The sequence below is a fragment of the Sphingomonas mesophila genome (assembly GCF_003499275.1).
GTDB lineage: Bacteria > Pseudomonadota > Alphaproteobacteria > Sphingomonadales > Sphingomonadaceae > Sphingomicrobium > Sphingomicrobium mesophilum.
The window spans coordinates 1,382,250-1,409,249 of sequence record NZ_QWDF01000001.1 but is presented as its reverse complement, the minus strand read 5'-3'; the positions used below and the strand labels follow the sequence as shown (position 1 = coordinate 1,409,249).

The following is a 27,000-nucleotide window of genomic DNA, read 5'->3' as shown; positions in this document are numbered from 1 at the left end:
CGCGTGGCTGAGGTTCGGCAGGCGGTCGAGGCTTGCGCTTACGGGCAGGCGGCGGCGGCGTTGATGGGGGCGCGGGCGGTTGGGCTCGATCGCTCCGGGGCCGTGGAGATGGTGCGAACGGTGGAAGGCTGGCTGGCGGGCGGCGAGGGGGCGCAGTGGCTTGCGCCGCTCGCGCCGGCGCTCGGGCGGACGGGGCGGCACGAGGCGATCCTGTTGCCGTTCCGCGCATTGGCCGCGGCGTTCGAGCGATGACCACGCTGCTCATCGCGGCGAGCGTCGCGGAGACCGCCGAGGCGGCCGAATCGGCGGCGACGATGCTCGAATATGGCGCGATCATGCTCGGCACCGCGCTGCTGTTCGTGACCATCTTCCGCAAGCTTGGGCTCGGCGCGACGCTGGGTTACATCGCCGGCGGGATTTTCATCGGGCCGCACGTGCTCGGGCTGGTGACCGAGCCGGAGCGGCTGTCGGCGATTTCCGAAATCGGCATCGCCTTGCTGCTGTTCATCGTCGGGCTCGAGCTCAACCCCGGGCGGCTGTGGCGACTGCGCAACGACATTTTCGGGCTGGGGCTGGCGCAGGTCGTAATCTGCGGGCTGGCGATCAGCCTGTTCGTGTGGTGGGCGCTCGGGGTCAGCCCGGCGGCGGCGCTGGCGATCGGGCTTCCGCTGGCGCTGTCGTCAACCGCCCAGGTGCTGCCGATGCTGCGCGCCGAGGGGCTGCTCAATACTCCGCGCGGCGAGCGGGCGTTCTCGGTGCTGCTGTTCCAGGATCTCAGCATCGTGCCGCTGATCACGATCATCGCGGCGATGTCGCGCGCGCCGCCGGGTCCGGACGATCCGAGCGGGTGGATGCTGGCGCTGTACACGGTCGGCGCGATCGTCGGGCTGGTGCTGGCCGGGCGCTATCTGCTCAACCCGCTGTTCCGCCTGATCGGGCGGATCGGCGAGCAGGAATTCTTCATCGTCGCCGGCCTGTTCACGGTGTTCGCGGCGGCGGCGCTGATGCATCTGCTCGGACTGTCGGTGGCGCTGGGCGCGTTCATCGCCGGAGTGATGCTGGCGGAAAGCCCCTATCGCCACGAGATCGAGAGCGACGTCGAGCCGTTCCGGTCGATCCTGCTCGGCCTGTTCTTCCTGGCGGTCGGGATGATGCTCGACGTGACGACGGTGCTCGCCCAGCCGGTGTTCGTGGTGTCGATCGCGCTGGCGGTGATCGTCATCAAGGGGCTGATCATCACCGCCCTGGCGCGGGCGTTCGGCAACGCATGGCGGCGCTCGGTGCGGCTCGGGCTGTTGCTCAGCCAGGCGGGGGAGTTCGGTTTCGTGTTGTTCGCGCAGGCGGCGGCGGCGCAACTGATCCTGCCCGAGGCTGCCTCGCTGCTCGGCGCGGTGATCACCCTATCGATGGCGACCACGCCGCTCTTGATGCGCCTCACCGACTGGCTCGACCGGCGCGAGCAGGGGCGCGACGACCTCGACGGGCCCGAGCAATCGCCCGACACGCCGGCGATCGTCGTCGGATCGGGCCGGTTCGGCCAGACGGTGGCGCAGATGCTGCAGGCCAAGGGCGTCGGCGTGACCTTGATCGACAAGCAGACCAGCGCGATCGAGCGCGCCGAGGAATTCGGGCGCAAGGTCTATTATGGCGACGGGACTCGGGTTGATTTGTTGCGCACCGCGGGGGCGGACAGCGCGCGGGTGATCGCCTTCTGCAACGACAATAGGGACGGCAGCCTGAGTCGGGCCTCGCTGGGCGCGGTGCTCGAAGCGTTCCCGCAGGCGTCGGTGCTGGTCCGCACCTACGACCGAATCCATCTGATGGAGATCGACAAGCTCGACCTCGCCTTCGCCCAGCGCGAATTGTTCGAGAGTGCTGTGGCGATGGGTCGCGCGGCGCTGCGCTCGGCCGGATTCAAGCCGGAGGAGGCGGAGCGGGTCGAGCGCGAATATCGCCGCCGCGACTGCGAGCGGCTGGAGCGGCAGAGCTCGACCGGCGACCTTCATGCCGGCGAGGAATTGAGCTTCCGCGAGGACCGCACGCTGGCGCAGATGCCGGGGTCAGGCGGCGGCGAGGAAGGCGACGAGGGCGGCCTCATCGACCGCGCGCGCGACGAAGGCCCGGCCGATCCCGTGCGCAAGGACGAGGGTCCGCACCGAGGCTGAATTCTTCTTGTCGTGAGCCATCCAGCGGCCGAGATCGGCGCCCTTCAGGCCGACCTCGTCGAGCCGGGTGGGAAGGCCGACCGCGGCGAGATGGACGGCGAGCCGATCGGCATTGGCCGGCGGGCACAGGCGCAGGAAGGCCGAGAAGCGCAAGGCGAGGGTGAGGCCGACCGCGACCGCCTCGCCGTGGAGCAACCGGCCGAGGCCGGCGGCGGATTCGATCGCGTGGCCGAAACTGTGGCCGAGGTTCAGCAGAGTGCGGGTGCCGCCGAGGTCGCGCTCGTCGCCGCGCACCAGCCGCGCCTTGGCGGCGAGGCAGTGGCGCACGGCGTGGGTGCGCGCCGAGCGGTCGCCGTCGATCAGCGCGCGGCCGTGCGCCTCGCACCAGGCGAAGAAGGCGGGATCGTCGATCAGGCCGTATTTGACGACTTCGGCATAGCCGGCGACGAGCTGGCGCCGGTCGAGCGTGTCGAGCAGCGCCGGATCGGCGACTACCAGCGCGGGGGGGTGGAAGGTGCCGGCGATGTTCTTGGTTCCGGCCGAGTTGAGCCCGGTCTTGCCGCCGACCGCGCTGTCGGTCTGGGCGAGGAGAGTGGTGGGGATGTGGATCACCGGCGTGCCGCGCTTGAACAAAGACGCGGCGAGCGCGGCGATGTCGCCGACCGACCCGCCGCCGAGCGCGAGCAATGGCGTGCCGCGGGGGATTGCGCGCAGCGCGAGCTCGTCGACGATCGCGGCCAGCGTTGCCCAGCTTTTGGCCGACTCGCCGCGTGGGACCAGGATCGGGGGCTGGTCGGCGACCGGCGCAAGGCGCTGGCCGTGAAGCGCGTGGACGTGCGCGTCGCTGATGAGCGGCATCGGGCGGCCGGAGTTGTGGTCGGCGATGGTGTCGAGGGCGGCGGCGAGATCGCCGACGACCAGCGCCGGATCGGCCCGGCTCACCGGTCGAGATGCTCGGCGACCGCGGCGATGATCCGCTCGACCACCTCATTGTGGCCGCCGCGTCCGCTGCGGACATGGATGTGGGCCTCGGCGTAGGACGAGCGGCGCTGCTCGGCGAGGGTCTCGAGCGTCGCCTTCGGGTCGGCGGTGCGCAGCAGCGGGCGGGTGTCGCGGCGGGCGGTGCGCTCGCTCAGCACCTCGACCGGCGCGTCGAGCCAAACGGTGATCGCGCGCTCGTTGAGCAATTGGCGGGTGGTCGGATCGACGAACGCGCCGCCGCCGGTGGCGATGATTCCGACGCTGCCGTCGACCAGCCGCGCCACCAGCCGCCGCTCGCCATCGCGGAAATCGCGCTCGCCGAAGCGCTCGAACACCTCCGCGGCGCTGAACCCGGCGGCGTCCTCGATCGCCGAATCGCTGTCGACGAACGGCAGGTTGAGGCGCTTGGCGAGGCGCCGGCCGACGGTCGACTTGCCCGCGCCCATCAGGCCCACCAGCACGATCGGCCGGTCCAGTCTGTCGCTGAGCTTTTCCACCGGGCGGGGCTATACATGGGGAGGGATGGTCGGGCAAAAGGCCGGCGCATGAGACGACCCCAACACGCCCCGCGCCGAGCGCCTGCCCGATCCCTGCCGAACATGCCGCGCCGATCGCCGGTGCCGCGCATGGTGATTGCGCTGCTGATCCTGCTGCTGCTGGTCGCGGGCGCGTTGTGGTTCCTGTCGGCGAGCGTCGAGCCGGTGCCGCAGCGGATGATCGTCGAGGATGTGAAGCCCGATGCCTCGCGCTAGGTGGCTGCTGGCCGCGGCCGCGGCGGCCGGGGTGTCGGTGGCGGTGATCGCGCAGGAAGCGCCGCAGTCGATCCTTCCGCCGGGGTTTGGCGAGCAGCCGGCGCCGGCACCCGCGAACAGCAGCGAGACGTCTGCTCCGGCGCGGCAGCCGGTGTCGTCGGCGCCGCGCGGGGAAATCAGCCGGGCGGTCGAGAGCGCCTTGTCGGAATTGTCGCCGGAGGAGCAGGCGGCGCTGCTCGAGCCGCCGCCGCAGATCGAACTGCCGTCGGGATCGGAGCGCGACGCGGCGCTGGCCGGGGCGGTCCCACCGTCGGCGAGCGGGTTCGGCGAGGGCATGTGGGGGACGGCGAGCGGCAAATATCTGTCGCGCCTGCTTCGCTCGACGCGCGCGCCGCTGGCCTCGCGCTGGGGCCATATATTGGTGCGCAACGCGCTGCTGACCGCGGCGCGTGCGCCGGCTGACGTGCACCCCGCCGACTGGGCCGCCGAGCGCGCTTGGATGCTGCTTCGGATGGGCGAGGCGGACGCGGCGCGGATGCTGGTCTCGGCGGTCGACGTCGATGATTTCTCGCCCAAGATGTTCCAGGTCGCGGCGCAGAGCGCGCTGGCGAACGCCGACCCGGCCGGCCTGTGCCCGCTGCGCGACGGGCTCGAGCGGGTCGAGCGCAAGATGATGCCGCTGGTCCAGGCAATGTGCGCCTCGCTGTCGGGATCGAGCGAGGTGGCGGCGAGCGATATCGAGGCGGCTCGGCGGCGCGGGCGGTTCGAGCAGATCGACCTGGTGCTGGCCGACAAGGTGGTCGGCGCCGGAGCGGAAAGCGCGCGCTCGGTGACGGTCGAGTGGGAGCCGGTGCAACAGCTCAACATCTGGCGCTTCGGGCTGGCGACGGCGACCGGCATGGTGCCGCCCGAGCGGCTGGTGAAGGGCCTCTCGCCCCACGTGCTGGCGTGGCAGGCGCGCTCGGCGATGCTCAGCCCGGAGGCGCGGCTGGCGGCGGCGCGGGTCGCGACCGGGCTCGGCGTGTTCTCGTCGCAAGCGCTGGTCGACGTCTACGCGCAGATTTACGATTCGACCGACCCGAGCGACCTCGGCGAGACCGACGCGTGGCAGCTCCGGCTGGCGATGGTCGGGCGCGACCAGAGCGAGCGGGTAGCGGCGATGCGGCGGCTGCTCGACAAGGCCAAAAGCCCGCTGGAGAAGGAAGCGACGCGGGCCGCCCTGGCGCGGGCGGCGACCCGCGTGGCGCCCGACTCCGAGCTGCAGGACATCGCGCCGGACCTCATCGCGGCGATGCTGTCGGCGGGCTACGACCGCGCCGCGCTGCGCTGGATGGAGGCGGTCGGCGACATGGACGACGGGCCGCAAAGCCGCTCATGGGCGATGCTCGCGCTGGCCGGGACCGACCAGCCGCTCGACGGCGGGATGCTGGGCGACTTCATCAGCGACGACGACAGCGCCGGCAAGCAGCGCAGCGCGCTGCTGGTGGCGGGGTTGGCCGGGCTCGGGCGGATCAGCCTCGAGGAGGCGAGCCGGCTCAATCGCCGCCACGACTTCGGGCTGACCCGGAGCAACGTGTGGACCCGCAACATCGACGGCGCGTCGCAGCGCGGGCAGGCCGGGACGGTGGCGGTGCTCGCGGCGGTCGGGCTTCAGGCGGCGGACTACAATTCGGTCCCGGCGCTGCACCTCTATCATCTCGTCACCGCGCTCAATCGCAACGGCCAGGGGTTTGCGGCGCGGATGATCGCGGCGGAGGCCCTGGCACGGACGTGACGCCGGCGGACGCCGCGCTGGTCGACCGTTTCCTCGACATGCTGGCGTCGGAAGCGGGCGCGGCGAAGAATACGCTGGCGGCCTATCGCAACGATCTCGAGGCGGCGGCGCGCGACCTTTCCGCGCCGCTCGGCGAGGCTTCCGGCGAGGCGCTCGTCGCGCTTGCGCCCAAGTGGCGAAGCCTTGCCAATTCGACCGTCGGCCGGCGCACCGCGGCGCTCCGGCGGTTCTTCGATTTCCTTCAGGACGAGGGCATCCGCTCGGACAATCCGGCGGCGGCGCTGGTCCGGCCGCGATCCGAGCGGCCGCTGCCGCGGATCCTCGATGCCGACGAGGTCGAGCGGATGTTCGTGGTGGCGGCGGACCGGGCGGCGAGCGGCGCGCCGGCGGCGCTGCGCAACCTGGCCTTGCTCGAACTGCTCTACGGCTCGGGGCTGCGGGCGACCGAACTGGTATCATTGCCGCGGCGCGCGGTGCGGCCCGGCCAGCCTTTCCTGATCCTTGCCGGCAAGGGCGGGCGCGAACGCATGGTTCCTGTGTCGAGCCGGGCGAGCGAGGCGGTCGCGCGGTGGAGCGAGACATTGCCCGACGAAGCGCGGCAGCTGTTCCCGAGCCGGAGCGGCCACCTCAGCCGGGTGCGGCTTTTCCAGATCGTGCGCGCGATCGCCGCCGAGGCGGGGATCGCGCCCGAGCGGGTTAGCCCGCACGTGTTGCGCCACGCCTTCGCGACCCATCTGCTGGCCGGCGGAGCGGACCTGCGCGCGCTGCAGACGCTGCTCGGCCATGCCGACATCGCCACCACCCAAATCTACACCCATGTCGACAGCGAGCGGCTGGTGCGGCTGGTCAACGAGCGCCACCCGCTCGCCCGCGCGCCGCGTTGACGAGGCCCGCGCCGCACCCTAGGCCGCGCCCGCACATGCTGACCTATCTCGAATTCGAAAAGCCGGTGGCCGACCTCGAGGCGCGAGTCGCCGCGTTGCGCGAGACCGCCGACAGCGGGGCGGTCGACATCGAGGCCGAGGTCGGGCGGCTCGAGGCCAAGGCCGAGAAGCTGCTCAAGGACACCTATGGCCGGCTCACCCCGTGGCAGAAGGCCCAGGTCGCCCGCCACCCCGACCGGCCGCACTTCAAGGATTTCGCGGCCAAGCTGGCGGACGATTTCGTGCCGCTGGCCGGCGATCGCGCGTTCGGCGACGACCAGGCGATCCTCGGCGGGCTGGCGCGGATCGGCGGACGTCGGGTGATGCTGATCGGCCACGAGAAGGGCGACGACACCGCCAGCCGGCTCAAGCACAATTTCGGGATGGCCAAGCCCGAGGGCTATCGCAAGGCGATCCGGCTGATGCAGCTGGCCGACCGCTTCGACCTGCCGGTGGTGACGCTGGTCGACACCTCGGGCGCCTTTCCCGGGGTGCAGGCCGAGGAGCGCGGGCAGGCCGAGGCGATTGCGCGATCGACCGAACAATGCCTCGAGCTTGGCGTGCCGATGGTCACCGCGATCACCGGCGAGGGCGGCTCGGGCGGGGCGATCGCGCTTGCCGCCGCCAACCGCGTGCTGATGCTCGAACATGCGGTCTATTCGGTAATCTCGCCGGAGGGTTGCGCGTCGATCCTGTGGCGCACCGCCGACAAGGCCGCCGACGCCGCGGAAGCGATGAAGATCGCCGCGCCCGACCTCAAGTCGCTGGGCGTGATCGACCGGATCGTGCCCGAGCCGCTCGGCGGCGCACACCGGGATCCCGACGGCGCGATCGACCTGCTGCGCCACGCGATCGGCGAGGAGCTGGCCGAGCTCGAGCGGCTCGACGCCGACGCGCTGATCCGGCAGCGCCGCGCCAAGTTCCTGGCGATGGGCGACTAGGCCAAACCGGAACCATCGGCTTCGGGCGCCCGTTCAGCGGAGCGAAAATTCGCCCGCGTTACGGAGCCCTTATGAAACGCCGTCTCCTCGCGCTTGCCGCAAGCGCCGCCGTCATCGTCCCCGCCGCCGCGATCGCGCAGGCGCGCTACCTCAACCCGCGCGACGTCGCCGAAGCGCAGCGCCAGCACCCTGAACTGGTGCAGGAGTTCGGCGGCGCCGAAAGCGGCACGCGCGGCGCCTACGTCCAGCAGGTCGGGGCGCGGGTCGCGGCGCAGACCGGAGTGGTCAACAGCGGCCAGGCGTTCCGCTTCACCACGCTCAACAGCGCGGTCGAAAACGCCTTCGCGGTGCCCGGCGGCTACATCTACATCACCCGCCAGCTGATGGCGCTGCTCGACGACGAATCCGAGCTCGCCTTCGTGCTCGGCCACGAGGCCGGCCACGTCGCCGGCAATCATGCCCAGGCGCGCAAGTCGGCCGCGACCCGCAATTCGGTGCTCGGCGTGCTCGGCGCCATCCTCGGCAGCGTGGTCGGCAACAGCGGGCTTGGCAGCATGATCGGCCAGAGCGCGATGCGCTATTCGCAGATGGCGACGCTGAGCTTCTCGCGCGAGCAGGAATATCAGGCGGATTCGCTCGGCACGCGCTACATCACCCGCGCCGGCTACGACCCGCTCGGCGGCACCCGCGTGCTGGCCGCGCTGACCCGCTCGAGCGCGCTCGAGACTCGGCTGCAGGGCCACGAGAACCGCTCGACCCCGGAATGGGCGAGCACCCACCCGCTGAGCACCAACCGGCTGCAGCGCGCGCTGGTCGAGGCGCAGCGCAGCGGCCCGCCGGGCCAGGGCGTGCGCAACCGCGACCAGTTCCTCAATGTCCTCGACGGCATGTATGTCGACGACGATCCCGCGCAGGGCGTGATCGAGGGGCGGGTGTTCAGCCACCCCGACCTGCTGCTGCAGTTCGCGGTGCCGCCAACCTACCGGATGCAGAACAGCGCGAGCGCAGTGACCATCTCCGGCTCGGCCGGGCAGGCGCAGTTCAGCGGCGGCCGCTACCAGGGCCCGCTCGAGCAATATATCATGCGCGTCGTCCAGGGCCTCACCGGGGGCCGTCAGCAAGTGGCGATGGCGCCGCCGCGCCAGACGATGATCAACGGCATCCCGGCGATGTATTCGGTCGGCCGCGCCAACACCTCGTCGGGATCGGTCGACGTCAGCGTCATGGCCTATCGCTGGAGCCCCGACACGGTCTATCATTTCGTCATGCTGACCCGCGGCGGCCAGGGCATCGGTCCGTTCACGCAAATGGTCGATTCGCTGCGCCGGCTGAGCGGGCAGGAAGCGGCCGCGATCCGGCCCAAGGTGATCGACGTGGTGACGGTTCGGGCCGGCGACACCGTCCAGTCGCTGAGCCAGCGCATGGCCTATCGCGATTATCGGCTGGAGCGGTTCGTGGCGCTGAACGGGATCGCGCCGAACGAGCGGCTGGTGCCGGGCAGCAAGGTCAAGCTGGTGATCTACGGGGCCCGCCGAAGCGGGTGAGCGAGCCGGCGCCGGGACGCGCGCCGGCCACTCGCTTACATCTTGGCCGAAACTTCGTTGCCGACCTTGCCCCACATGCCGTTGGCGCCGCCGCCCAATGTGCGCAGGCCGCCCATCATGGCAATGACGATGAGTGCGGCGATGAGCCCGTATTCGATCGCGGTTGCGCCGCGCTTGTCGCACCTCAGGGTGCGCAGAAACATACGGATAGCGTGCACGCCACCCTCCTCTGGTCTTGGTCCACGAAAGAAGATTTAAAGGCCAGTGGTTAAGGAAGCTTGCGCGAGGCCGGTTAATGCGCGCTAGACCGCGTTCTGCGCGAACCCCGAAAAATACTGGATTTCGAACGTTTCCGTCGCCCGCTCCAATCCGCCGAGGAAGTTAATTTCGAGTTGCTCGACGATTTTGCGGCTGAGCGGAACGTGCGGCGCGGACCGGCTCGCGGTGCAGCCCATGTCGCGCAGGTCGCGGACCAGATGGAGCGCACTGCGGTAGGACACGGCGCAGCGGTCGACGTCGACGACGACGTTGGCGAGACCGGCGGCGGTCAGCATGGCGGCGAGCGAGGCGGGGTCGGGCAGCGGGTTGAAGCGCTGGACGGCGCGGCCTTCGGCGCGTTCGGCGTCGAGCAGGGCGGCGCGCAGCCGCGGCAGGCTTTGCGGGCCGAGGCAGGCGCCGATCAGCCGGCCGCCGGGCCGAAGCGCCTGGCCGAGGACGAAGGCGGTGAGCGTCGGATCCTCCGCATCCTCGAACAGGCCGAGGGCGATGATCGTGTCGGCGCAGTGCGGGGTGAGCAAAGCGGGCGACTGGACCGGTAGCGGCGATCGCACGGCATTGGCGAGCCATTGGCGTGGCTCGGCGGTGATGATCAGCGCATTCCCGCCGCCGGGAAGCTCGGCAAGGCGATCGAGGCATTCGCCGAGCGCGCGCTCGACGAGGAACAGGTCGCCGCCGCGGCGCTCGGCACGCTGCGCCTTGGCGGCGCGTCGGCGCGGATCGATCGGGGGCAGGCTCACCCGGCCCTTGTGCGCAGCGCCGCCGCGGGCAACAAGAGGGCATGACGCCGATCGGCAGTCTCGCCCGCGCCGGCCTGCGCCACGCGCTCGACTTCGCGCTCCCGCCGCGCTGCCCGGGCTGCGGCACGATCGTCCCCGACCTCCATCGCTTCTGCGCCGATTGCTGGCTGCAGATCGACTGGTGCGGCGAGGGCGGCTGCGTGACGTGCGGGCTGCCGCTGGAGGCGACCGATGAGACCAGTTGCGGACGATGCCTGGCGCAGCCGCCGCTGATCGCCCGGACCCGCGCCGCAGTGGCCTATGGCGACATCGCCCGGACGCTGGTGATGAAGCTCAAATACGGCCGCAAGGTCGGCGCTGCGGCGACCATGGCGCAGTTCCTGGCGCCGCTCGCGGATGCGGACGACGCGCCGCTGCTGGTGCCGGTGCCGCTCCACCGCTGGCGGCTGTGGACTCGGGGGTTCAACCAGTCGGCGCTGGTCGCGCGCGAATTGTCGCGGCGGCTCGGGGTGGAGCATGATGTGGCCGCGCTGCGCCGCACCCGCCGGACCCGGCCGCTCAAGGGGATGGGTGCGAGCCAGCGGCGGCGCGAGGTGGCGCGGGCGTTCGCGCTGGGGGATCGGGCGGCGGTCAAGGGGCGCCATGTCATCCTGGTCGACGACGTGCTGACCAGCGGAAGCACGTCGGAAGCGTGCGCCAAGGTGCTCTTGAAGGGCGGCGCGGCGCGGGTCGACCTGCTGTGTTTCGCGCGGGTGGTGCGTCCCGCCCTGCTCGCGCGTTAGACGATGCCACACTAACGGAGTTGAGCGTTTTGCCGAAAGTCGAGATCTACACCAAGTCGTTCTGCCCCTATTGCGTGCGCGCCAAGCGGCTGCTCGACATGCGCGGCGTGGCCTATGACGAGATCGCGATCGGCGGCGACCAGCAGGCCCGCGCGGACATGATCCAGCGCGCCAACGGCCGGACGACGGTGCCGCAGATCTTCGTCGACGGGCGGCATATCGGCGGCTGCGACGATTTGTTCGAGCTCGAGCAGTCGGGGCGGCTGGCGGAGCTGCTCGCCGCTTGACCCGGATCGCGCTGTTCCAGTCCTGCACCGGGATCGACCCCGCTCGGAGCGCCGACCAATTGGCCGCGGCGATGGCCGAGGCCAAGGCCGGCGGGGCGGCGATGCTGTTCACGCCGGAGATGTCGAACATCGTCGACTCCGATCGCGAGCGAGCGGGGCGATCGGTGGCCGAAGAGGGGGCCGATCCGGTGCTGGCCGCGGTCCGCTCGGCGGCTCGGGAGCATGGGCTGTGGGTGCATATCGGCTCGCTCGCGGTCCGCTCCGGCGACCGCTTCGCCAATCGCGGGTTCGTGATCGACGACGCGGGTGATGTGCGGGGCCGCTACGACAAGATCCATCTGTTCGACGTCGACCTGCCGACCGGCGAGAGCTGGCGCGAGTCGGCGAGCTATCGCGCCGGAGGCGAGGCGGTGGTGGTGCGCGGGACGCCGGTTGGCGATCTCGGGCTGACGATCTGCTACGACCTGCGGTTCCCGGCGCTGTTCGCGGCGCTGGCCGAGGCGGGGGCGAGCGCGATCGCGGTGCCGGCGGCCTTCACCGTCCCGACCGGCCGGGCGCACTGGCACGTGTTGCTCCGCGCCCGGGCGATCGAGGCCGGGATGTTCGTGATCGCCGCGGCTCAGTCTGGGCATCATGAGGACGGCCGGCGGACCTTTGGCCACAGCCTGGCGGTCGACCCGTGGGGCGAGGTGCTGGCCGACGGCGGCGAGGGCAACGGCCTGGTGTTCGCCGAGCTCGACCTCGGCCGGATCGCCGAGGTGCGCGGCCGGATCCCGGTGCTGGCCCACCGCCGCCCGATCGGGCCGGTGAGCGATTGATTCGAGGGCCCGCCACCCTTAATCGCGAGGCGAGGCTCCGTAGCTCAGCAGGATAGAGCAATGGTTTCCTAAACCAGAGGTCGCAGGTTCGAATCCTGCCGGGGCCACCAGCAAAAAGGCGCGCGTTTGCAATGACTTCCACCCCCAAGCCGGACATTCCCGAGAAAGTCACCGAGGCCGTCCGGACGCTGATCGAATGGGCCGGCGACGATCCCACGCGCGAGGGCCTCGCCGACACCCCGCGGCGCGTCGCGCGAGCGTGGCGCGAATATGCCGCGGGCTATGGCGAGGACCCGGCGCTGCATTTGTCGCGCACCTTCGAGGAGGTCGGCGGCTACGACGAGATCGTGCTCCTCAAGGACATCCCGTTCCAGAGCCATTGCGAGCACCATCTGGCGCCGATCATCGGCAAGGCGGCGATCGCCTATCTGCCCGGCAACAAGGTCGTCGGCATCAGCAAGTTGGCGCGAGTCCTCAACGGGTTCGCGCGGCGGCTGCAGGTCCAGGAGCGGCTCACCGCGCAGGTCGCCGACTGCATCTGGGACCACCTCGAGCCCAAGGGCGTGGCTGTGGTGATCGAAGCCAGCCACGCCTGCATGACCGCGCGCGGCGTGCGCACGCCCGGCGTGATGATGACGACCAGCCGGATGATGGGCGTGTTCCGAAGCGACGAGCGGAGCCGCCGCGAGGTCTTGGCCCTGATGGGCTATTAGGCGCCGTGCTGACGCGGTTCGCATGAGTTCTTCCGCGCCGCCCTCCGCCTTCCCTGTTGCGATTGTCGGGGCGGGGTTTTCGGGGACGATGGTGGCGTTGCAGCTGGCCCGGCGGGGCGTGCGGTGCGTGGTGATCGATCGCGCGTCGGCGGCGGGGCGGGGGATCGCCTATGGGACGGGCGATCCGGCGCATCTGCTCAATGTGCCGGCGGGACGGATGAGCGCGTGGCCGGATGCTCCGGGGGACTTCGCGGACGCGGTGAGCGTTGAGCCGGAGCGGTTCGCGGAGCGGCGGGCTTATGGGGACTATTTGCGCGGTCAGCTTGAGGCGGCGGTGGTTGGCGGGGCCGTGACTTTGGTGGATGGGATTGTGCGGGCCCTTCGATACGCGGCTGCGCCGCTACTCAGGGTGAGCGGGGGGTGGGAGGTTGAGCTGGAAGATGGCTCGGCGGTCCATGCGGAAACAGTCGTGCTGGCGACCGGCAATGGGCGGCCGGCGCCGTTTGTCATTCCGGGCTGGCCAGAGGAGCGGATGGTGCAGGACCCGTGGGGGGCGGAGGCCGGGGAGCGGCTTCGCGCTGTCGCCGAGGAAGGCGCGCCGCTGCTGTTGGTCGGGACCGGGCTGACGATGGTCGATGTGGTGCTGACCCTCGAGCGGCTGGGGTATGGCGGTGAGGTGACAGCGGTGTCACGACGCGGGCTGGTGCCTCGGGCGCATCTCTCGACTGGGCTCGAGACAGGCTCGGCATTGGCTCCAGCCGAGATTGGCGATGTACCGGAGCGGTTATCGGACGCGGTGGCGTGGTTGCGCGCTCGGGGTGGGAAGGACGATTGGCGGGCGGCGGTAGATTCGCTCCGGCCGGTCAGCCAGGCTTTGTGGGCCGGGTGGGATGCGGCGACCCGCGCGCGGTTCGCGCGGCATGCGCGGCCGTGGTGGGATGTGCATCGCCACCGGATCGCGCCCGAGGCGGCGGCGGTGGTCGAGCGGTGGCGGAGCGAGGGGCGGCTGCGGGTGATGGCCGGTCCTTCGATACGGGCCTGCGGCCCTACTCAGGATGACCCTTCGATACGCCCCCTTCGACAGGCTCAGGAGGCTACTCAGGATGAGCGGGTACTTGTTCGTGTTCGGGGTGGCAGTGAGGTGATGGTTCGCGCGGCGCTGGCGGTGAATTGCACGGGGCCGGCGGAGCGGTTGGCGGGGAGCGACAATGGGTTGTTGCGGCAGATGCTGGCGGATGGGCTGATTGCGCCGGGGGAGCTTGGGCTTGGGGTGCGGGTGGATGACGAGTGTTGCGTCCTTCGAGACGGGCCTTCGACGGGCTCAGTCCCTGCTCAGGATGAGCGGAGCGGGAGCTTGTACGCGGTTGGGCCGCTGACTCGGGGGCGGTGGTGGGAGATTACCGCGGTCCCGGACATTCGCGTGCAGGCCGAGCGGGTGGCGGCGACCATCGCGAACCAGATAGGATAGAAACCGCTTGACATCGTAACGCTCGTTAGGTACATCACAGGCATATTCGAAGATTCCGATTCGGGCCGGTCCGCTTCCTCGCGGGCTGGCCCGTTCGCTTTTTGGAGCATGCGCGGATGGTGGGACGGGCGGCAAGACTGGCGATCGACGGGGGCGGCAAGCCGCAGCTGCGCGCGCCGGACTCGCGCAGCTGGACCCCGGGCAAGGAGCGGCGCTTCCTCGAGGCGCTGGCGGAGAGCTGCAACGTCAAATATGCGGCCGGCGCGGCGGGGATCAGCGCGAGCGCCGTCTATGTGCGGCGCGGGCGCGACGCGGGATTCCGCAAGGGCTGGGACCAGGCGCTGGCGATCGGCTATGCCGCGCTCGAGCTGACCATGCTCGAGCGGGCGCTGCACGGGGTCGAGAAGATCATCGTGGCGCGCGACGGAAGCCGCTCGATGATGCGCGACTACAGCGACCGGCTCGGCATTTCGCTGCTGCGGATGCACCGCGAAGGGGCGGCGATCGCCGACAGCGACCATGCGCCGGAGGATGTCGCCGAGGCGGCCGAGCGGATTTTGGCGCGATTGAAGAAGATCGGGGAGCGGGACTGCTCCAAGAAGGACCCGTCCACCATACCCGCTGGCGCGGGAACGGTCCCCCGCAACGGCCGGGGAGGAGAGGTTGAGGTCAAGGGCGCTTTGACCCGGCTCGAGCTGATCGTGTGGGGATTGCGCGCTTGAGGGCGGACATTCCGGTCGAATGGGTCCAGCGGCTGGCGGCGCTGGGCGCGGCCGAGCAGGCCGACTTCGTGGCGCGGATGGACCCGGGCGACCTGCTGCATTGGGACGCGATGTTCGAATGCTGGTCGGCGAACGGCCAGATCGCGCCGTCGGGCGCGGGCTGGCGGGTGTGGCTGCTGATGGCCGGGCGCGGCTTCGGCAAGACCCGCGCCGGGGCGGAGTGGATTCATACGCTGGCCGGCAGCGGGACCCGCAGGATCGCGCTGGTCGGAGCGACGATCGACGATGCGCGCCGCGTGATGGTCGAGGGGCCGAGCGGGCTGCTGGCGGTGGCGCGGCGGCGGCGGGTCAAGGTGAAATGGGAGCCGAGCCTGGGGCGGCTGACCTGGCCGCAGGGCAGCCAGGCGCAATTATTCTCGGGCGACAGTCCCGACGGGCTGCGCGGGCCGGCGCACGATTTCGCGTGGTGCGACGAGCTCGCCAAATGGCGCAAGCCGGACGAGACGTGGATGAACCTCGACTTCGGGCTTCGCGGCGGGACCCGGGCGCGCGCGCTGGTGACGACGACTCCGCGGCCGATGGCGCTGCTCGACCGGCTTCGCGCCGACCCCGAGACGGTCGAGACCGGCGGACGCACCGGCGACAATGCCAGCCTGCCCGAGCGGTTCGTCGCGGCGATGGTGCGGACCTATGGCAACAGTCGGATCGGGCGCCAGGAAATCGACGGCGAATTGATGAGCGAGGCGGAAGGCAGCCTGTTCCCGCGCGCGTTGATCGAGCGGGCGCGCTGCGCCGCGGCGGCGGACTATGACCGGGTGGTGGTGGCGATCGACCCGCCGGCGTCCGAGCGCGGCGACAAGTGCGGGATCGTGGTCGCCGGGCGGGCCGGGAAGTTCGTCGACGTGCTGGCCGATGCGAGCCTACCGGCGTGCGGGCCGGACCGCTGGGCGCGGGTCGCGGTGGCGGCGGCGGAGCAATGGGGCGCGAGCCATATCGTTGCCGAGGCCAACCAGGGCGGGGCAATGGTCAAATCGGTGCTCGCCACGGCCGGTGCCGAAGTGCGGGTGCGGCTGGTCTATGCGTCGAGCGGCAAGGTCGCGCGGGCCGAGCCGGTGGCGATGGCGATGGAGACCGGCCGGGCGCGGCTGGCGGGCGTGTTCCCGGAGCTCGAGGCGGAGCTGGCGGGGCTCCAGATCGGCGGTCGCTACGACGGGCCGAGCCGTTCGCCCGACCGCGCCGACGCGATGGTGTGGGCGGTCAGCGAGTTGATGGATGCGCGGAGCGGGGTGCCGCGGGTGCGGGCGCTGTAGGCGCGGCGCAAGGACGAAGAGGGGTCCCCGGCTTTCACGGGGACGACGAGGGGAATCGGGAATGTTCAACTGGTTCGGGCGCAAGAGCGTGCCGGTCGATGGCGCGCATCTGCCGCCGTGGCTGAGGCAGCCGCGCGACGAGGGGTTTGCGCGCGGTTATGCCGAGCAGGTGCGCGAGGTCTATCGCACCAATCCGGTCGGGCTGCGCTGCGTGCGGCTGATCGCCGGGGCAGTCGGCGGACTGACAATTTTCAGCAACGACGATGCCGTCGCGGCGCTGGTCAGCGGGGCGCTTCGCGAACGGCTGGCGGCGGCGCTGCTGCTGCACGGCAATGCGTATGTGCAGCTGATCGCCGACGACCAGGACCGGCCGCGCGAGCTGGTCGATCTGCGGCCCGACCGCTGCTCGGTCGCCGGCGATGCGCGCGGCCAGCCGTGCGCGATCGTCTATCGCGGCGGCGGCGGCGGGCGGGACGAGCGGATCGCATTGAAGGACGCGCTCTACCGGCGCCAGGCGGTGCATGTCCGGGCGCTCGACCCGGCCGACGACCATTATGGGCTGGGCTGCCTCGAGGCGGCGATCGGCGCGGCGACGGTGCACAACCGCGCCAGCCGGTGGAACAAGGCGCTGCTCGACAATGCGGCGCGGCCGTCGGGGGCGCTGAGCTATAGCAGCGACGACCGCAGCGAGATGACCGGCGCGCAATTCGAGCGGCTGAAGCGCGAGCTCGAGGAGCAGTTCCAGGGCGCGATGAACGCGGGGCGGCCGCTGCTGCTCGAGGGCGGGCTCAAGTGGCAGGCGATCTCGCTCACCCCGGCGGAGATGGACTTCGTCGCGCTGAAGGAAAGCGCGGCGCGCGACATCGCGCTGGCCTTCGGGGTGCCGCCGGTGCTGGTCGGGCTGCCGGGCGATGCAACCTACGCCAATGCACGCGAGGCCGGGCGGGCGCTGTACCGCCAGACGGTGCTGCCGCTGGCGGGGCAGATATTGGACGCGCTGTCGGGGATGCTCGGCTATCGCGTCGGGCGAGCGGAGCGGGCGGACGGACTGCGCCAGTTGCGGGAGCTCGAGCTGGTCGAGGTGAGTTTGGTCGCGCAGCCGATGCAGAAGCTGGCGCGGGTGCACCGGGTTGAAGGGGCGGTGACGGCGCGTGATAAAGCGGGATGAGGTTCGGGATGTTCGCCTTGGCCGCCTCGGCCGCCTGCACGCCTTTGCCGGATTCGCCGGCGGCGCGGGACGCGCGGGAGTTCGCGTGGGTGCGACAAGCGGACGGCACGCGGCGATGCCTGGTCGAGCGCCACGGTGCCGACGAAAGCCTGACGACCAAGGGCACGAAGTCGGAGACGTGCCTGCGCTTCCTTCCGGCGCGACGCTGGCAAGGCGTGTGGCACGAGGAAGAACATTGGTCTTTCTGCGAGACCGCGGGTGACCAGTGCGCGCGGCCGCCGGTCTATCTGCTGGTGTGGCGCGCGCCGAGTCCGAGCGAGCTCCGCAGCGGCCGCGAGCGCCGGGTGCGGATCGAATTCATCGGACGGCGCACCAAGGTGGCGGAGGAACGCGTATTCGGCTGGGACAAGAGCCACGCCATCCTGGTCGAGCGGATCATCCGCGCCGAAGAACTTCCGTCTCGTGCACCGGGTTGAAGCGGCGGTGGCGGCGCGTGATAAAGCGGGATGAGGATTGCGGCACTGGGCTTGGCGGTGATGGCGCTAGCGGGGTGTAACGAGCGCCGCGATACGCCGCCGGAGGCCTATGCGCACTTGGGCGATCGACTCCGGGCGCGTTTGCATGCGCACGACTTCGGTTTTCTGGGGCCGTGCGCCTATCGGCTCAGCGAGTCCGTGATTGGCCACATCCCGGCGCAAGAATGTTATCGCTTCGCGCCGCCGCAACGATTCAGCGGGGTGTGGGTCAACGAGTACGAGGGCTCGCGGTTCTGCTCCGGCGCGAAGGTCGATTGTCCGTATGGAACGTCCCAGACGTGGCTCGAGTGGAACGGGCCTCTGCCGGCAATCTTCGAGCGCGATCCTGAGCGTCCGGACGCCTATGGGCTGGAGTTCATTGGGCGGCGGACGCTGGTGGCCGGCGCCTATGGGCACATGGGCGGATCGCGGCATTATGTACTGGTCGACCGGTTGATCCGCGTGGAGCCTGTGGCGGCGGAAAAGAAGGCGGGCCCCGGGTCACGCCCGGGGTGACGGCCTTCGGATGCGCCGCCAGGCGGCGAGGGCGGTGAAGGCGAGGACTGCCGCGGCCATGTTGAGGGCCATGATCCACAATCCGTAGGTGAGGCCGGCGGCGAGTGCTTCAATGATCGGCCGGCCGTCGGGATCGTAGAAGTCGAGCGTTTGGTCGAAGGCAAGCCAGGCGATGACGACGATCACCGCGGCGGCGGCGCTGATCGCGAAGGAGAGGCGAAGCCAGGTGGCGGCGGGAACGTCGACGAAGGCGAGGCGGTCGCCGTCGTAGGGCTGGCGGTAGGGCATCGGGCGAAGTGTAGCGAAGGTGGGGCCCGGCTCAAGGCCGGGATGACGCTTCAAGGAGAAGTGGGGTGGCTGGGTCGCGTTTCGCGGCCCATTTTTTTGTGCGCAAGCGAGGAGAGACGGGATGTTGGAAGTGAAGGCGGATGGGTTGGAGGCGTCGTTCGAGGCGTTCCAGGACGATGCGGCTGGAGTGGCGGCGCTGAAGGCCGAGCTCGAGGCGCTCAAGGCGCGGGTCGCGGACGAGGCGATCGCGGCGCAGCGGCCGGCATTGGACGGCGTCAAGTCGGTCGAGGCGCGGGCGTTCGTCGACGGCTATGTGCGGCGCGGCGCCGAAAGCGGGCTCGAGGGGCGGCGCGCGAAACGCTGACCGCGACGCTTCCGGCGGACTATCTGGATGTCGAGCCGGGCGACCGGCTGGTGCTGGCCGGGGTGGCCGGGGAGTGGCTGATCGACGAGGTCGCGATCGAGCGGATGGTGGTGCGCGTGACGGCGCGCGCGGTGGCCGAGCCGTCGGGTGCGCGGCCGGCCGATCCGGGGCGGCCGGTGGCTCAGCCCGACGTGGTCGCCGAGCGATCGCGGCTGGTGCTGCTCGACCTGGCCGACTGGCCGGGGGTCGCGGGACCGTCGCTGCAGCTGGCGGTGGCGAGCCCGAGCGGAGCGTACCGGCCGGTGCCGTTGGAGCTGGCTGTCGGCGGGACGCTGAGCGCGTCCGCGAGCGCGGCGCGGGAGGCGATTGTCGGCACGGTGGATACGATGCTTGGGGCGGCGTCGACGGACCTGATCGACCGCCGCTCGAGCGTCGAGGTGACACTGGCGAACGTCGACCATTGGCTCGAGTCGCGCGACGATATGGCGCTGGCCGGCGGGGCGAATGCGGCAGCGATCGGCGACGAGATCGTGCAGTTCGGGGTGGCTGAGCCGCTTGGCGGCGGGCGCTTCCGGTTGTCGCGCTTTTTGCGAGGGCGCGGCGGTAGCGAATTCGCGGTCGGCGGGCATGGCGCAGGCGAAGCGTTCGTGCTGCTCAATGTCGCGGGGCTGGCAAGCGTTCCGATCGCGGCGGGACATCTCGGCAGCACGGCGACGGTGACCGCTTACGGCCCGGCCAATGCGGCCGATCCGCCGGTGGTGGCGCGCGTCGCGGCAGGGGAGGCGGTTCGGCCGCTCGCGCCTCGTCATCTCGAGGCGCGGTTGAACGCGGGTTCGCTCGAGCTGGCGTGGATCGGGCGGTCGCGCGGCGGCTGGGCTTGGCTCGACGGGGTGGCGGCGGCGCAGGATGCGGATTTCCAGGGCTACCGGGTCAGCGTGACAGGGAGCGGCGGGACGATCGAGCGGTCGGTCGACGCGGTCGAATTGACGATCGCCGGGGCCGAGCTCGCCGGTCTCGGGTCGACCCTCACCATCGGGGTCCGCCAGACGGGCGCGTTCGGCCTGTCGCGGCCGGTTTCACTCACCATCGGGGTCTGAGCCATGAGCACTTCCACACGCCTGCAACTGCCGTTCCTGGCGCCCGGCCAGCTGCAGAAGGAATTCACCCACAACGAGGCGCTGGCGCGGCTCGACCTGGCGGTCGCGGCGGCGGTGCTCGAGGTCGGCCGCAACGCGCCGCCGGCGAGCCCCGCGCCGGGCGATTGCTATGTGCTCGGGAGCGCGCCAACCGGCGCCTGGGCGGGGCAGGCGCGGGCGCTGGCCGGCTTCACCGAGGGCGGCTGGCGGTTCGTCGCGGCGGTGGCGGGGATGCAGGTGCTGGACCGCTCGCAAATTGCCCGGCGAGCTATGACGGGACGGCGTGGAGCGTCGGCGACGTGCGCGGCAAGAAGCTGACCGTCGACGGCGTCAAGGTGGTCGGGGCGCAGGCCGCGGCGATCGCCAACCACGCCAGCGATCCGACGGTCAACGCGATCCTCGCCGCACTGCGCGGCCACGGGCTGATTGCCAGCTAGGGAGTGGGCGATTAAGCGTTGGCGATGCTGCTTGCCGCGCTCCTCCTGCAGACCGCCGCGCCCGAGGGCACGTCTCTGGTGTTCTTCGACTGGGGTAAGAGCGAATTGTCGCGTGATGCCACGGCGACGCTCGACGCGCTGGCGGCAGGCGGCGGCCCACTCCTCATCACCGGCCACAGCGACCGTTCCGGCCCCGCGGTCCACAATCGCCGCGCCTCGCTCGAGCGCGCCCGGCTGGTCGCCGAGTATCTTGCTGGCAAGGGGATTGCGCGCTCGGCGATGACGGTGACCGGCGCGGGCGAGGAGCAGCCGCTGATCGCCACCGCCGACGGTGTGCGCGAAGTGCAGAACCGGCGGGTCGAGATCCGCCGCCGCTAGGGCGCGGCCGGTTCCCCGGCGACGAAGAAGGCGATCGCTTTCTCGAACAGCGCGCGCGGCACCTCGTGATTACCGTCGAAGCGCTCGAACTCCACCGTCATGCCGCGGCCGCGCATCCGCGCGACGATCGCGCGCGCGTTGTCGAACGGCAGCACGCCGTCCTTCTCGCCGTGGCTGACGAACACCCGCTGCGCTTTGTCGAAGCGGGTCGGGTATGCCGGGCCGGGCGACAAGGCGATGACCGTGCCGAACAGCTGCGGGTTGGCGGTGCCGATGCTGAGCGCGTAGGTCGCGCCGTTGGAGAAGCCGATGACGCCGATGCGCTTCGGATCGACCGCGGCCCGGGCGAACACATCGGCCAGCGCGCGGTCGATGTTGGCGAGATCGCGGCCGTAGCGCGGCTGGACGTTGAACTCGGCGCCGAGGCGCGACTTCAGATCCTCGATCATGTCCCAGCTGCCGGGCAATTGGCCGGTCGGGATCAGCAGCAGGAAGCGGTGGCGGTCGGCATGCGTGCGGTAGGCGGCGAGCAGGTCCGACGCGCTATCGCGCGCCCCGGCGAGGACCACCAGCAGCGGCCGCGGCGAACCGTCGAGGCCCTTGGGGAGATAGGCGTAAGCGCCGCCGGCGAGGGTGAGCACGCCGCTGCGGGTTTCGGGAGCGGCGGGCGCGGTGGCGGGCGGCGGGGTCTCAAGCTTGCCCGAGCGGGTCGCGGCGTTGGCGGGCGCGGCCGACAATAGCGCAACCCAGGCAGCGATGAGCATTCGGCCGGACATGGCGTGATTACATTCGCGCGGCGAGGACGTGCGTCGAGTGAATTTCGACCGGCGCGCCGATCACTTCGCTCCGCTAAGTTCCGGTTGTTCGACCTCTGCGCTTCTCTTGGCCCGAGACGCGCGGCGCGGCTTGGCCGCAAGGCCAGCTGTCGCAGTCGCCTGCGCAGGAGAACGAGCCAGCGTTTCGCGCAGATAGTGGCCGGTGAAACTGCGCTCCTCCGCCGCGACCGCTTCCGGCGTTCCCTGCGCCACAATCTCCCCGCCATTCACGCCGCCCCCCGGTCCCAAATCCAGCACCCAGTCAGCGGTCTTAATGACGTCGAGGTTGTGTTCGATCACGACGACGGTGTTACCCTGCTCGACCAGCGCATGGAGGACTTCGAGGAGTTTGCGGACGTCTTCGAAGTGGAGGCCCGTGGTGGGTTCGTCGAGGATGTAGAGGGTCTGGCCGGTCGCTCGGCGCGAGAGCTCCTTCGACAGTTTGACCCGCTGCGCCTCGCCGCCGCTCAGCGTCGTCGCCTGCTGGCCGACCTTAATGTAGCCCAGCCCGACCTCGGCGAGCATTGCCATCCGGTCGCGGATGCCGGGGACCGCCTTGAAGAATTCCACCGCGTCCTCGACCGTCATGTCGAGCACGTCGGCGATGCTCTTGCCCTTGAACTTCACCTCGAGCGTTTCGCGATTGTAGCGCTGGCCGTGGCACATGTCGCAGGTGACGTAGACGTCGGGCAGGAAGTGCATCTCGATCTTGAGCATGCCGTCGCCCTGGCACGCCTCGCAGCGCCCGCCCTTGACGTTAAAGCTGAAGCGGCCGGGTTTATATCCCCGCGCGAGCGACTCAGGGAGCCCGGCGAACCAGTCGCGGATGTTGGTGAAGGCGCCGGTGTAGGTCGCGGGGTTGGAGCGCGGGGTCCGGCCGATCGGCGACTGGTCGATGTCGATGACCTTGTCGAGATGCTCGAGCCCGGTGACCTTGTCGTGCTTGCCGGCGAGGATGCGCGCGCCGTTGAGCTGGCGCGCGGCGGCGGCGTAGAGCGTGTCGATGGTGAAGCTCGACTTGCCCGAGCCGGAGACGCCGGTGATGCAGGTGAAGGTGCCGAGCGGGATGGAGGCGGTGACGTTGCGCAGATTGTTCTCGGTCGCGCCGTGGACGGTCAGCTTCTTGCCATTGCCCTTGCGGCGCCTGGCCGGGATCGGGATCGAGCGGCGGCCGGCAAGGTAGTCGGCGGTGAGGCTGGTCTCGCAGGCGAGCAGATCGTCGAGCGTTCCGGCGCACACCACCTCGCCGCCGTGAACGCCGGCGCCCGGGCCCATGTCGATGACATGGTCGGCGGTGCGGATGGCGTCCTCGTCATGCTCGACGACGAGCACGGTATTGCCAAGCGATTTCAACCGCTGGAGGGTCTCGAGCAGCCGGTCGTTGTCCTTCTGGTGGAGGCCGATCGACGGCTCGTCGAGGACGTAGAGTACGCCGCTGAGGCCGCTGCCGATCTGCGACGCGAGGCGGATTCGCTGGCTTTCGCCGCCCGACAGCGTGCCGCTGGTGCGGTCGAGGTTGAGATAGTCGAGCCCGACATTGTGGAGGAAGCCGAGACGCTCGTTGATTTCCTTGAGGATGGCGCGGGCGATCTCGCGCTGCTGGGGGCCGAGCTTGGCCTCGAGCGTCGAGAACCAGGCGAGCGCGTCGGCGACCGAGCGGCGTGCGGACCGGGAGATGTCCTCGCCGGCGATCTTGACCGAGAGCGGCTCCGGGCGGAGGCGGGCGCCGTGGCACACCTCGCAGGCGTGGCTGGCCTGATATTTCTGCAATTCCTCGCGCATCCACGCGCTTTCGGTCGACAGCATGCGCCGCTCGAGATTGCCGAGCACGCCCTCGAACGCCTTCTTCACCTCATAGCTCTTGCGCCCGTCGACGAAGCGCAGGGTGACCGGCTTGCCGCGGGTGCCGCGCAGGATCACCTGGCGGGCTTCCTCGGGCAGGTCCTTCCACTTGGTGTCGAGCGCGAAGCCGTAGGCGCGGGCGAGGCTGCCGAGCACCTGCATGTAGTAAGGCGAGGGCGGGTTGGACTTGGCCCACGGCACGACCGCGCCCTTGGCGATCGTGAGGTCGTGATTGGGGACGACGAGATCCTCGTCGAACAGCATCTTCTCGCCGAGCCCGTCGCACGCCGGGCAGGCGCCCTGCGGGGCGTTGAAGCTGAACAGCCGCGGCTCGATCTCGGCGATGGTGAAGCCGGACACCGGGCAGGCGAATTTCTGCGAGAAGACGATGCGGCCGGCGGCGCCGTAATCGAGCTTGAAGCCGGAGTCCGGGCCCACCCCTTCGCCGCTGTCGCGGCTCTTCCCCTCCCGCTCGCGGGAGGGGGTTGGGGGTGGGTCCGCCGGATCGAGATAGGCCAGGCCGTCGGCGAGCTTGAGCGCGGTTTCGAAGCTGTCGGCGAGACGCGCCTCGATTCCGTCCCGGATGACGACCCGGTCGACGACGATCTCGATGTCGTGCTTGTACTTCTTGTCGAGCGCGGGCGCTTCCTCGATCGCGTAGAACTCGCCGTCGATGCGGACCCGGGTGAAGCCGGCCTTCTGCCACTCGGCCAGCTCCTTGCGATACTCGCCCTTGCGGCCGCGCACGACCGGCGCGAGAAGGTAATGGCGCGAGCCCTCGGGCAGGGCCATCGTCCGGTCGACCATCTGGCTCACCTGCTGCGCCTCAATCGGAAGGCCGGTGGCGGGGGAATAGGGCACGCCGACGCGCGCCCACAGCAGGCGCATGTAATCGTAGATCTCGGTCACCGTCGCGACGGTCGAGCGCGGGTTGCGGCTGGTGGTCTTCTGCTCGATCGAGATCGCCGGCGACAGGCCGTCGATATGCTCGACGTCGGGCTTCTGCATCATCTCGAGGAACTGGCGCGCATAGGCGCTTAAGGACTCGACATAGCGCCGCTGCCCTTCCGCATAGATGGTGTCGAACGCCAGGCTCGACTTGCCGCTGCCGCTGAGGCCGGTGATCACCGTCAGGCTTTCGCGCGGGATCTCGACGTCGATGCCCTTGAGGTTGTGCTCGCGCGCACCGCGGACGGAGATGTGGGTCAGCATGTTCGGCGTCGTTCCAGCTTTGTTCCGGGTGTAGGCGAAGCCCACGGACGGGTCAACGCGAAGCGCTTCGAGATGGGTGCCGGCGGCCGGGGCCGCAACGGTTGGCACTGGCTTTTTTTCAGCTAAGCTCGCCGCCGGGGGAGTGCAGCGTATGGCCGAGACCGACAGACCGGCGTCCGCGCCCCGCAAGGCTCGGGCGGCGCGCGGCGCAGCGCTTCCCGGCACCGCCGACCCGGTCGAGATCGCCATGGGGCGGATCGCCGCGTCCGACGATCCCGACCCGGCCAGGGCCCTGCTCGAGGCGCACCGCCAGCTGGTCGGAGCTCAGCAGGGCCTGGCTCGGCACGAACTGTTCCGGAGCCGCTTCCGAACTGTCCGCGACGCCTGCATCGCGGTGCTGTTCGTCGGCCTGCTGGGACTGCTGATCGCGGCGGTGGTGAGCGCATCGCGCAGCCAGGCGATCGTCGTCGCGCCGTTCGCCGTTCCGCCGGCGCTGGCGGAGCGCGGCCTGACCGGCGAAGTCGTCGCCCAGCGCATGCTCGACAAGCTCGCCGAAATCCAGCGCAAGGCGGATTCGGTGCGCACCCCGGCCAGCTTCGCCAATTCGTGGAGCGGCGACCTCAAGGTGCAGATTCCGACCACCGGTCTGTCGCTCGACGACGCGACGCGGCTGCTTCGCCGCTCGCTCGGCGACGAGACTCATGTGTCGGGCGAGGTGATCGCCGACGGCGCAACGATGCGGGTGGTGGTCCGCTCGGGGATCCAGCTGCCGGCCGAAGCGAGCGGGACGGCAGACGAACTCGATACCACTCTTCAACGCGCGGCCGAGCAATTCTTCGGCCGTCAGCAGCCCTATCTTCACGCCATCTATCTTTCGAGCGAGGGGCGCGATGAGGAATCGCTGGCGCTGGCGGCGCAACTCGCGCGCTCGGGCCCCGCAATGGAACGAGCCTGGGGTTACAACGCGCTTGGCAACCGCCTCATGCAACGCGGCGACTTCCGCGCTGCGCGGCGCATGTTTCTGAAGGCACGGCAATTGGCGCCCACGCTGGCGCCGCCCGTCTTCAACATGATGAACAACGAATTCCTGCTGGGACGCGACGGGCGCGCGCTTGACCGCCAGCCGGCGGCGCTCGCATCCTACCGCGCAGCGCAACGTGCGGGGACGTTGAAGCCGGACGCACTGGCTTCCATCCTGCTCGTCACCGACCATTTCGGCGCGAGCCTGCGGGGCGACTTCGACGCGGCTTATCGGTTGATCGAACGAACTCTCGAGGAGGTCAATTACAACAACAGCCTGCCGGCAGCGCCGCTGCGCATGGCGACCTATCTTGCTGCACTGCACCGTCCCCGCGAAGGGGCCGAGATGCTTGCCGCCAACCCGATCGCGCCGGACGAGCTGAACCTGCAAACGACGTCTACGAACTTGGCCCAGGAGCGCGATGGGGCGCTCATCGCGATCGCCGCCCGACGGGGCGACTGGCGTTTGGTGATGGCGATAGCGGAACGCCCTGATCGCGATAGCCGGCCCCTTGAGCCGATCGAGATCGCCTTGCGGCCGGTCATGAGCTGGCCGTGGATCGCGCTTGCCGCCGCGCACCTCGGCGACAAAGAGCGCGCGGCGCGGGTCATTGCCGCGACCCCGCTCGATTGCGACTTCTGCCTGCGCACCCGGGGCGTCGTAGCGGCGCTGGCCGGCGACCGGAGGTCGTCCGACAAATGGTTCGCGCATTCGGTCCGGCAGTCGCCGCAACTGGCGTTCGGCGACTATGAATGGGGCCGCGCCAAGCTTCGCGCGCGCGACCTGCCGGCGGCGATTGCCCGGTTCGACTCCGCCGCAAAGAAGGCGCCGCGCTGGGCCGATCCGCTCAAGGGCTGGGGCGACGCACTGGCGCTGCAGGGCAAGGATAGGGAAGCGGTGGCGAAATATGCCGCTGCGGCGGAGCGCGCGCCGCGCTGGGGCGCGCTGCACTTCGCCTGGGGCGCGGCGCTGTGGCGCACCGGCGAGCGCGACGACGCCCGGCAGCGCTTGAACGACGCGGCGACGATGGACCTCAGCCGCGGCGAGCGCGAACGCCTGGGCCGGGCGCTGGCGACGGCACGCGGAGCTCCGAACGCCTAGGCGACTGCGCC

General features: G+C 70.4%; 30 protein-coding genes and 1 tRNA gene. 24 read left to right on the top strand and 7 right to left on the bottom strand.

Features of this window, described 5'->3' with window-relative positions:
* The first annotated feature begins 3 nt into the window (after positions 1 to 3).
* Together D0Z60_RS12065 and D0Z60_RS07145 are read left to right on the top strand one after the other, a co-directional pair.
* Positions 4 to 252, top strand: coding sequence for a hypothetical protein (locus D0Z60_RS12065; RefSeq protein WP_162888132.1), 249 nt, complete (start codon positions 4 to 6; stop codon positions 250 to 252).
* The gene (locus D0Z60_RS07145) at positions 249 to 2,165 is read left to right on the top strand and encodes a cation:proton antiporter domain-containing protein (protein WP_118857603.1); all 1,917 of its coding nucleotides are present in this window, start codon (positions 249 to 251) and stop codon (positions 2,163 to 2,165) included. The genes D0Z60_RS12065 and D0Z60_RS07145 overlap by 4 nt, the downstream gene beginning before the upstream one ends.
* Here D0Z60_RS07145 and D0Z60_RS07140 read toward each other — a convergent pair.
* Positions 2,061 to 3,107, bottom strand: coding sequence for a 3-dehydroquinate synthase family protein (locus D0Z60_RS07140; RefSeq protein ID WP_240325575.1), 1,047 nt, complete (start codon positions 3,105 to 3,107; stop codon positions 2,061 to 2,063). The two genes, D0Z60_RS07145 and D0Z60_RS07140, sit on opposite strands and share 105 nt — an antisense overlap.
* Entirely contained in the window at positions 3,104 to 3,643 is a 540-nt protein-coding gene (locus D0Z60_RS07135) for a shikimate kinase (protein ID WP_275896710.1), read from the bottom strand. Before D0Z60_RS07135 ends, D0Z60_RS07140 begins: the two co-directional genes overlap by 4 nt.
* 102 nt (positions 3,644 to 3,745) lie before the next feature.
* Between D0Z60_RS07135 and D0Z60_RS11690 the strand changes: the two genes are divergently transcribed.
* From D0Z60_RS11690 to D0Z60_RS07115, 5 genes are all read left to right on the top strand, one after another.
* Entirely contained in the window at positions 3,746 to 3,898 is a 153-nt protein-coding gene (locus D0Z60_RS11690; RefSeq protein WP_162888131.1) for a hypothetical protein, read from the top strand.
* A complete protein-coding gene (locus D0Z60_RS11930) occupies positions 3,885 to 5,672 on the top strand; it encodes a hypothetical protein (RefSeq protein ID WP_118857602.1) in 1,788 nt (595 codons plus the stop codon). The genes D0Z60_RS11690 and D0Z60_RS11930 overlap by 14 nt, the downstream gene beginning before the upstream one ends.
* Positions 5,673 to 5,710: 38 nt before the next feature.
* Positions 5,711 to 6,556, top strand: a complete 846-nt coding sequence (locus tag D0Z60_RS07125; protein WP_240325657.1) for a tyrosine-type recombinase/integrase — start codon at positions 5,711 to 5,713, stop codon at positions 6,554 to 6,556.
* A 35-nt stretch (positions 6,557 to 6,591) separates the two neighbouring features.
* Positions 6,592 to 7,536, top strand: a complete 945-nt coding sequence (locus tag D0Z60_RS07120) for an acetyl-CoA carboxylase carboxyltransferase subunit alpha (RefSeq protein ID WP_118857600.1) — start codon at positions 6,592 to 6,594, stop codon at positions 7,534 to 7,536.
* A gap of 71 nt (positions 7,537 to 7,607) precedes the next feature.
* Complete coding sequence (locus tag D0Z60_RS07115; protein WP_118857599.1) at positions 7,608 to 9,080, top strand: M48 family metalloprotease; 1,473 nt, start codon at positions 7,608 to 7,610, stop codon at positions 9,078 to 9,080.
* A gap of 35 nt (positions 9,081 to 9,115) precedes the next feature.
* On the opposite strand, the gene D0Z60_RS07110 is transcribed toward D0Z60_RS07115, so the two are convergent.
* Together D0Z60_RS07110 and D0Z60_RS07105 are read right to left on the bottom strand one after the other, a co-directional pair.
* Positions 9,116 to 9,298 carry a Flp family type IVb pilin gene (locus D0Z60_RS07110; RefSeq protein WP_240325574.1) on the bottom strand — a complete coding sequence of 61 codons (183 nt, stop codon included), beginning with the start codon at positions 9,296 to 9,298 and terminating at the stop codon, positions 9,116 to 9,118.
* 84 nt (positions 9,299 to 9,382) lie between these two features.
* Complete coding sequence (locus tag D0Z60_RS07105) at positions 9,383 to 10,096, bottom strand: hypothetical protein (protein WP_118857597.1); 714 nt, start codon at positions 10,094 to 10,096, stop codon at positions 9,383 to 9,385.
* Between the two features lie 41 nt (positions 10,097 to 10,137).
* Between D0Z60_RS07105 and D0Z60_RS07100 the strand changes: the two genes are divergently transcribed.
* From D0Z60_RS07100 to D0Z60_RS07050, 11 genes are all read left to right on the top strand, one after another.
* Complete coding sequence (locus D0Z60_RS07100; RefSeq protein ID WP_118857596.1) at positions 10,138 to 10,878, top strand: ComF family protein; 741 nt, start codon at positions 10,138 to 10,140, stop codon at positions 10,876 to 10,878.
* A 29-nt stretch (positions 10,879 to 10,907) separates the two neighbouring features.
* Entirely contained in the window at positions 10,908 to 11,165 is a 258-nt protein-coding gene (gene grxC, locus D0Z60_RS07095; protein ID WP_205421042.1) for a glutaredoxin 3, read from the top strand.
* Positions 11,162 to 11,983 (top strand): carbon-nitrogen hydrolase family protein, encoded by an 822-nt coding sequence (locus tag D0Z60_RS07090; RefSeq protein ID WP_118857594.1) that lies wholly within the window; start codon positions 11,162 to 11,164, stop codon positions 11,981 to 11,983. The genes grxC and D0Z60_RS07090 overlap by 4 nt, the downstream gene beginning before the upstream one ends.
* 33 nt (positions 11,984 to 12,016) lie before the next feature.
* Positions 12,017 to 12,093, top strand: a tRNA-Arg gene (locus D0Z60_RS07085).
* 21 nt (positions 12,094 to 12,114) lie between these two features.
* Positions 12,115 to 12,696, top strand: a complete 582-nt coding sequence (gene folE / locus D0Z60_RS07080; protein WP_118857593.1) for a GTP cyclohydrolase I FolE — start codon at positions 12,115 to 12,117, stop codon at positions 12,694 to 12,696.
* A 22-nt stretch (positions 12,697 to 12,718) separates the two neighbouring features.
* Positions 12,719 to 14,164 carry an FAD/NAD(P)-binding protein gene (locus D0Z60_RS07075; protein ID WP_118857592.1) on the top strand — a complete coding sequence of 482 codons (1,446 nt, stop codon included), beginning with the start codon at positions 12,719 to 12,721 and terminating at the stop codon, positions 14,162 to 14,164.
* A 116-nt stretch (positions 14,165 to 14,280) separates the two neighbouring features.
* Positions 14,281 to 14,886, top strand: coding sequence for a hypothetical protein (locus D0Z60_RS07070; RefSeq protein ID WP_118857591.1), 606 nt, complete (start codon positions 14,281 to 14,283; stop codon positions 14,884 to 14,886).
* Positions 14,883 to 16,196 carry a terminase large subunit domain-containing protein gene (locus D0Z60_RS07065; RefSeq protein ID WP_240325573.1) on the top strand — a complete coding sequence of 438 codons (1,314 nt, stop codon included), beginning with the start codon at positions 14,883 to 14,885 and terminating at the stop codon, positions 16,194 to 16,196. Before D0Z60_RS07070 ends, D0Z60_RS07065 begins: the two co-directional genes overlap by 4 nt.
* Before the next feature lie 61 nt (positions 16,197 to 16,257).
* Positions 16,258 to 17,364, top strand: coding sequence for a phage portal protein (locus D0Z60_RS07060; RefSeq protein ID WP_118857590.1), 1,107 nt, complete (start codon positions 16,258 to 16,260; stop codon positions 17,362 to 17,364).
* Between the two features lie 8 nt (positions 17,365 to 17,372).
* Entirely contained in the window at positions 17,373 to 17,840 is a 468-nt protein-coding gene (locus D0Z60_RS07055; RefSeq protein ID WP_162888130.1) for a hypothetical protein, read from the top strand.
* A 51-nt stretch (positions 17,841 to 17,891) separates the two neighbouring features.
* A complete protein-coding gene (locus D0Z60_RS07050; protein ID WP_162888129.1) occupies positions 17,892 to 18,395 on the top strand; it encodes a hypothetical protein in 504 nt (167 codons plus the stop codon).
* Here D0Z60_RS07050 and D0Z60_RS07045 read toward each other — a convergent pair.
* Entirely contained in the window at positions 18,381 to 18,683 is a 303-nt protein-coding gene (locus D0Z60_RS07045; RefSeq protein WP_118857587.1) for a hypothetical protein, read from the bottom strand. The genes D0Z60_RS07050 and D0Z60_RS07045 overlap by 15 nt on opposite strands.
* 121 nt (positions 18,684 to 18,804) lie before the next feature.
* Here D0Z60_RS07045 and D0Z60_RS07040 point away from each other — a divergent pair, with 121 nt between their 5' ends.
* Genes D0Z60_RS07040 through D0Z60_RS07025 form a run of 5 tightly spaced genes read left to right on the top strand, consistent with a single transcriptional unit; the run spans position 18,805 to position 20,998 of the window.
* Positions 18,805 to 19,047, top strand: a complete 243-nt coding sequence (locus D0Z60_RS07040) for a hypothetical protein (protein ID WP_118857586.1) — start codon at positions 18,805 to 18,807, stop codon at positions 19,045 to 19,047.
* A gap of 50 nt (positions 19,048 to 19,097) precedes the next feature.
* The gene (locus D0Z60_RS07035; RefSeq protein ID WP_118857585.1) at positions 19,098 to 20,144 is read left to right on the top strand and encodes a GTA baseplate fiber-binding domain-containing protein; all 1,047 of its coding nucleotides are present in this window, start codon (positions 19,098 to 19,100) and stop codon (positions 20,142 to 20,144) included.
* Positions 20,145 to 20,147: 3 nt separating this feature from the next.
* Entirely contained in the window at positions 20,148 to 20,501 is a 354-nt protein-coding gene (locus D0Z60_RS07030; RefSeq protein WP_240325572.1) for a DUF2793 domain-containing protein, read from the top strand.
* Positions 20,483 to 20,620 (top strand): hypothetical protein, encoded by a 138-nt coding sequence (locus tag D0Z60_RS11925; protein WP_240325571.1) that lies wholly within the window; start codon positions 20,483 to 20,485, stop codon positions 20,618 to 20,620. The genes D0Z60_RS07030 and D0Z60_RS11925 overlap by 19 nt, the downstream gene beginning before the upstream one ends.
* A gap of 24 nt (positions 20,621 to 20,644) precedes the next feature.
* The gene (locus D0Z60_RS07025; RefSeq protein WP_118857584.1) at positions 20,645 to 20,998 is read left to right on the top strand and encodes an OmpA family protein; all 354 of its coding nucleotides are present in this window, start codon (positions 20,645 to 20,647) and stop codon (positions 20,996 to 20,998) included.
* On the opposite strand, the gene D0Z60_RS07020 is transcribed toward D0Z60_RS07025, so the two are convergent.
* The gene (locus D0Z60_RS07020; RefSeq protein WP_162888128.1) at positions 20,995 to 21,762 is read right to left on the bottom strand and encodes an alpha/beta hydrolase; all 768 of its coding nucleotides are present in this window, start codon (positions 21,760 to 21,762) and stop codon (positions 20,995 to 20,997) included. The genes D0Z60_RS07025 and D0Z60_RS07020 overlap by 4 nt on opposite strands.
* A gap of 72 nt (positions 21,763 to 21,834) precedes the next feature.
* Positions 21,835 to 24,867: an excinuclease ABC subunit UvrA gene (gene uvrA, locus D0Z60_RS07015; RefSeq protein WP_118858483.1), complete on the bottom strand. Its 3,033-nt coding sequence runs from the start codon at positions 24,865 to 24,867 to the stop codon at positions 21,835 to 21,837.
* A 151-nt stretch (positions 24,868 to 25,018) separates the two neighbouring features.
* Here uvrA and D0Z60_RS07010 point away from each other — a divergent pair, with 151 nt between their 5' ends.
* Positions 25,019 to 26,989: a hypothetical protein gene (locus D0Z60_RS07010; RefSeq protein ID WP_118857582.1), complete on the top strand. Its 1,971-nt coding sequence runs from the start codon at positions 25,019 to 25,021 to the stop codon at positions 26,987 to 26,989.
* Positions 26,990 to 27,000: the final 11 nt, after the last annotated feature.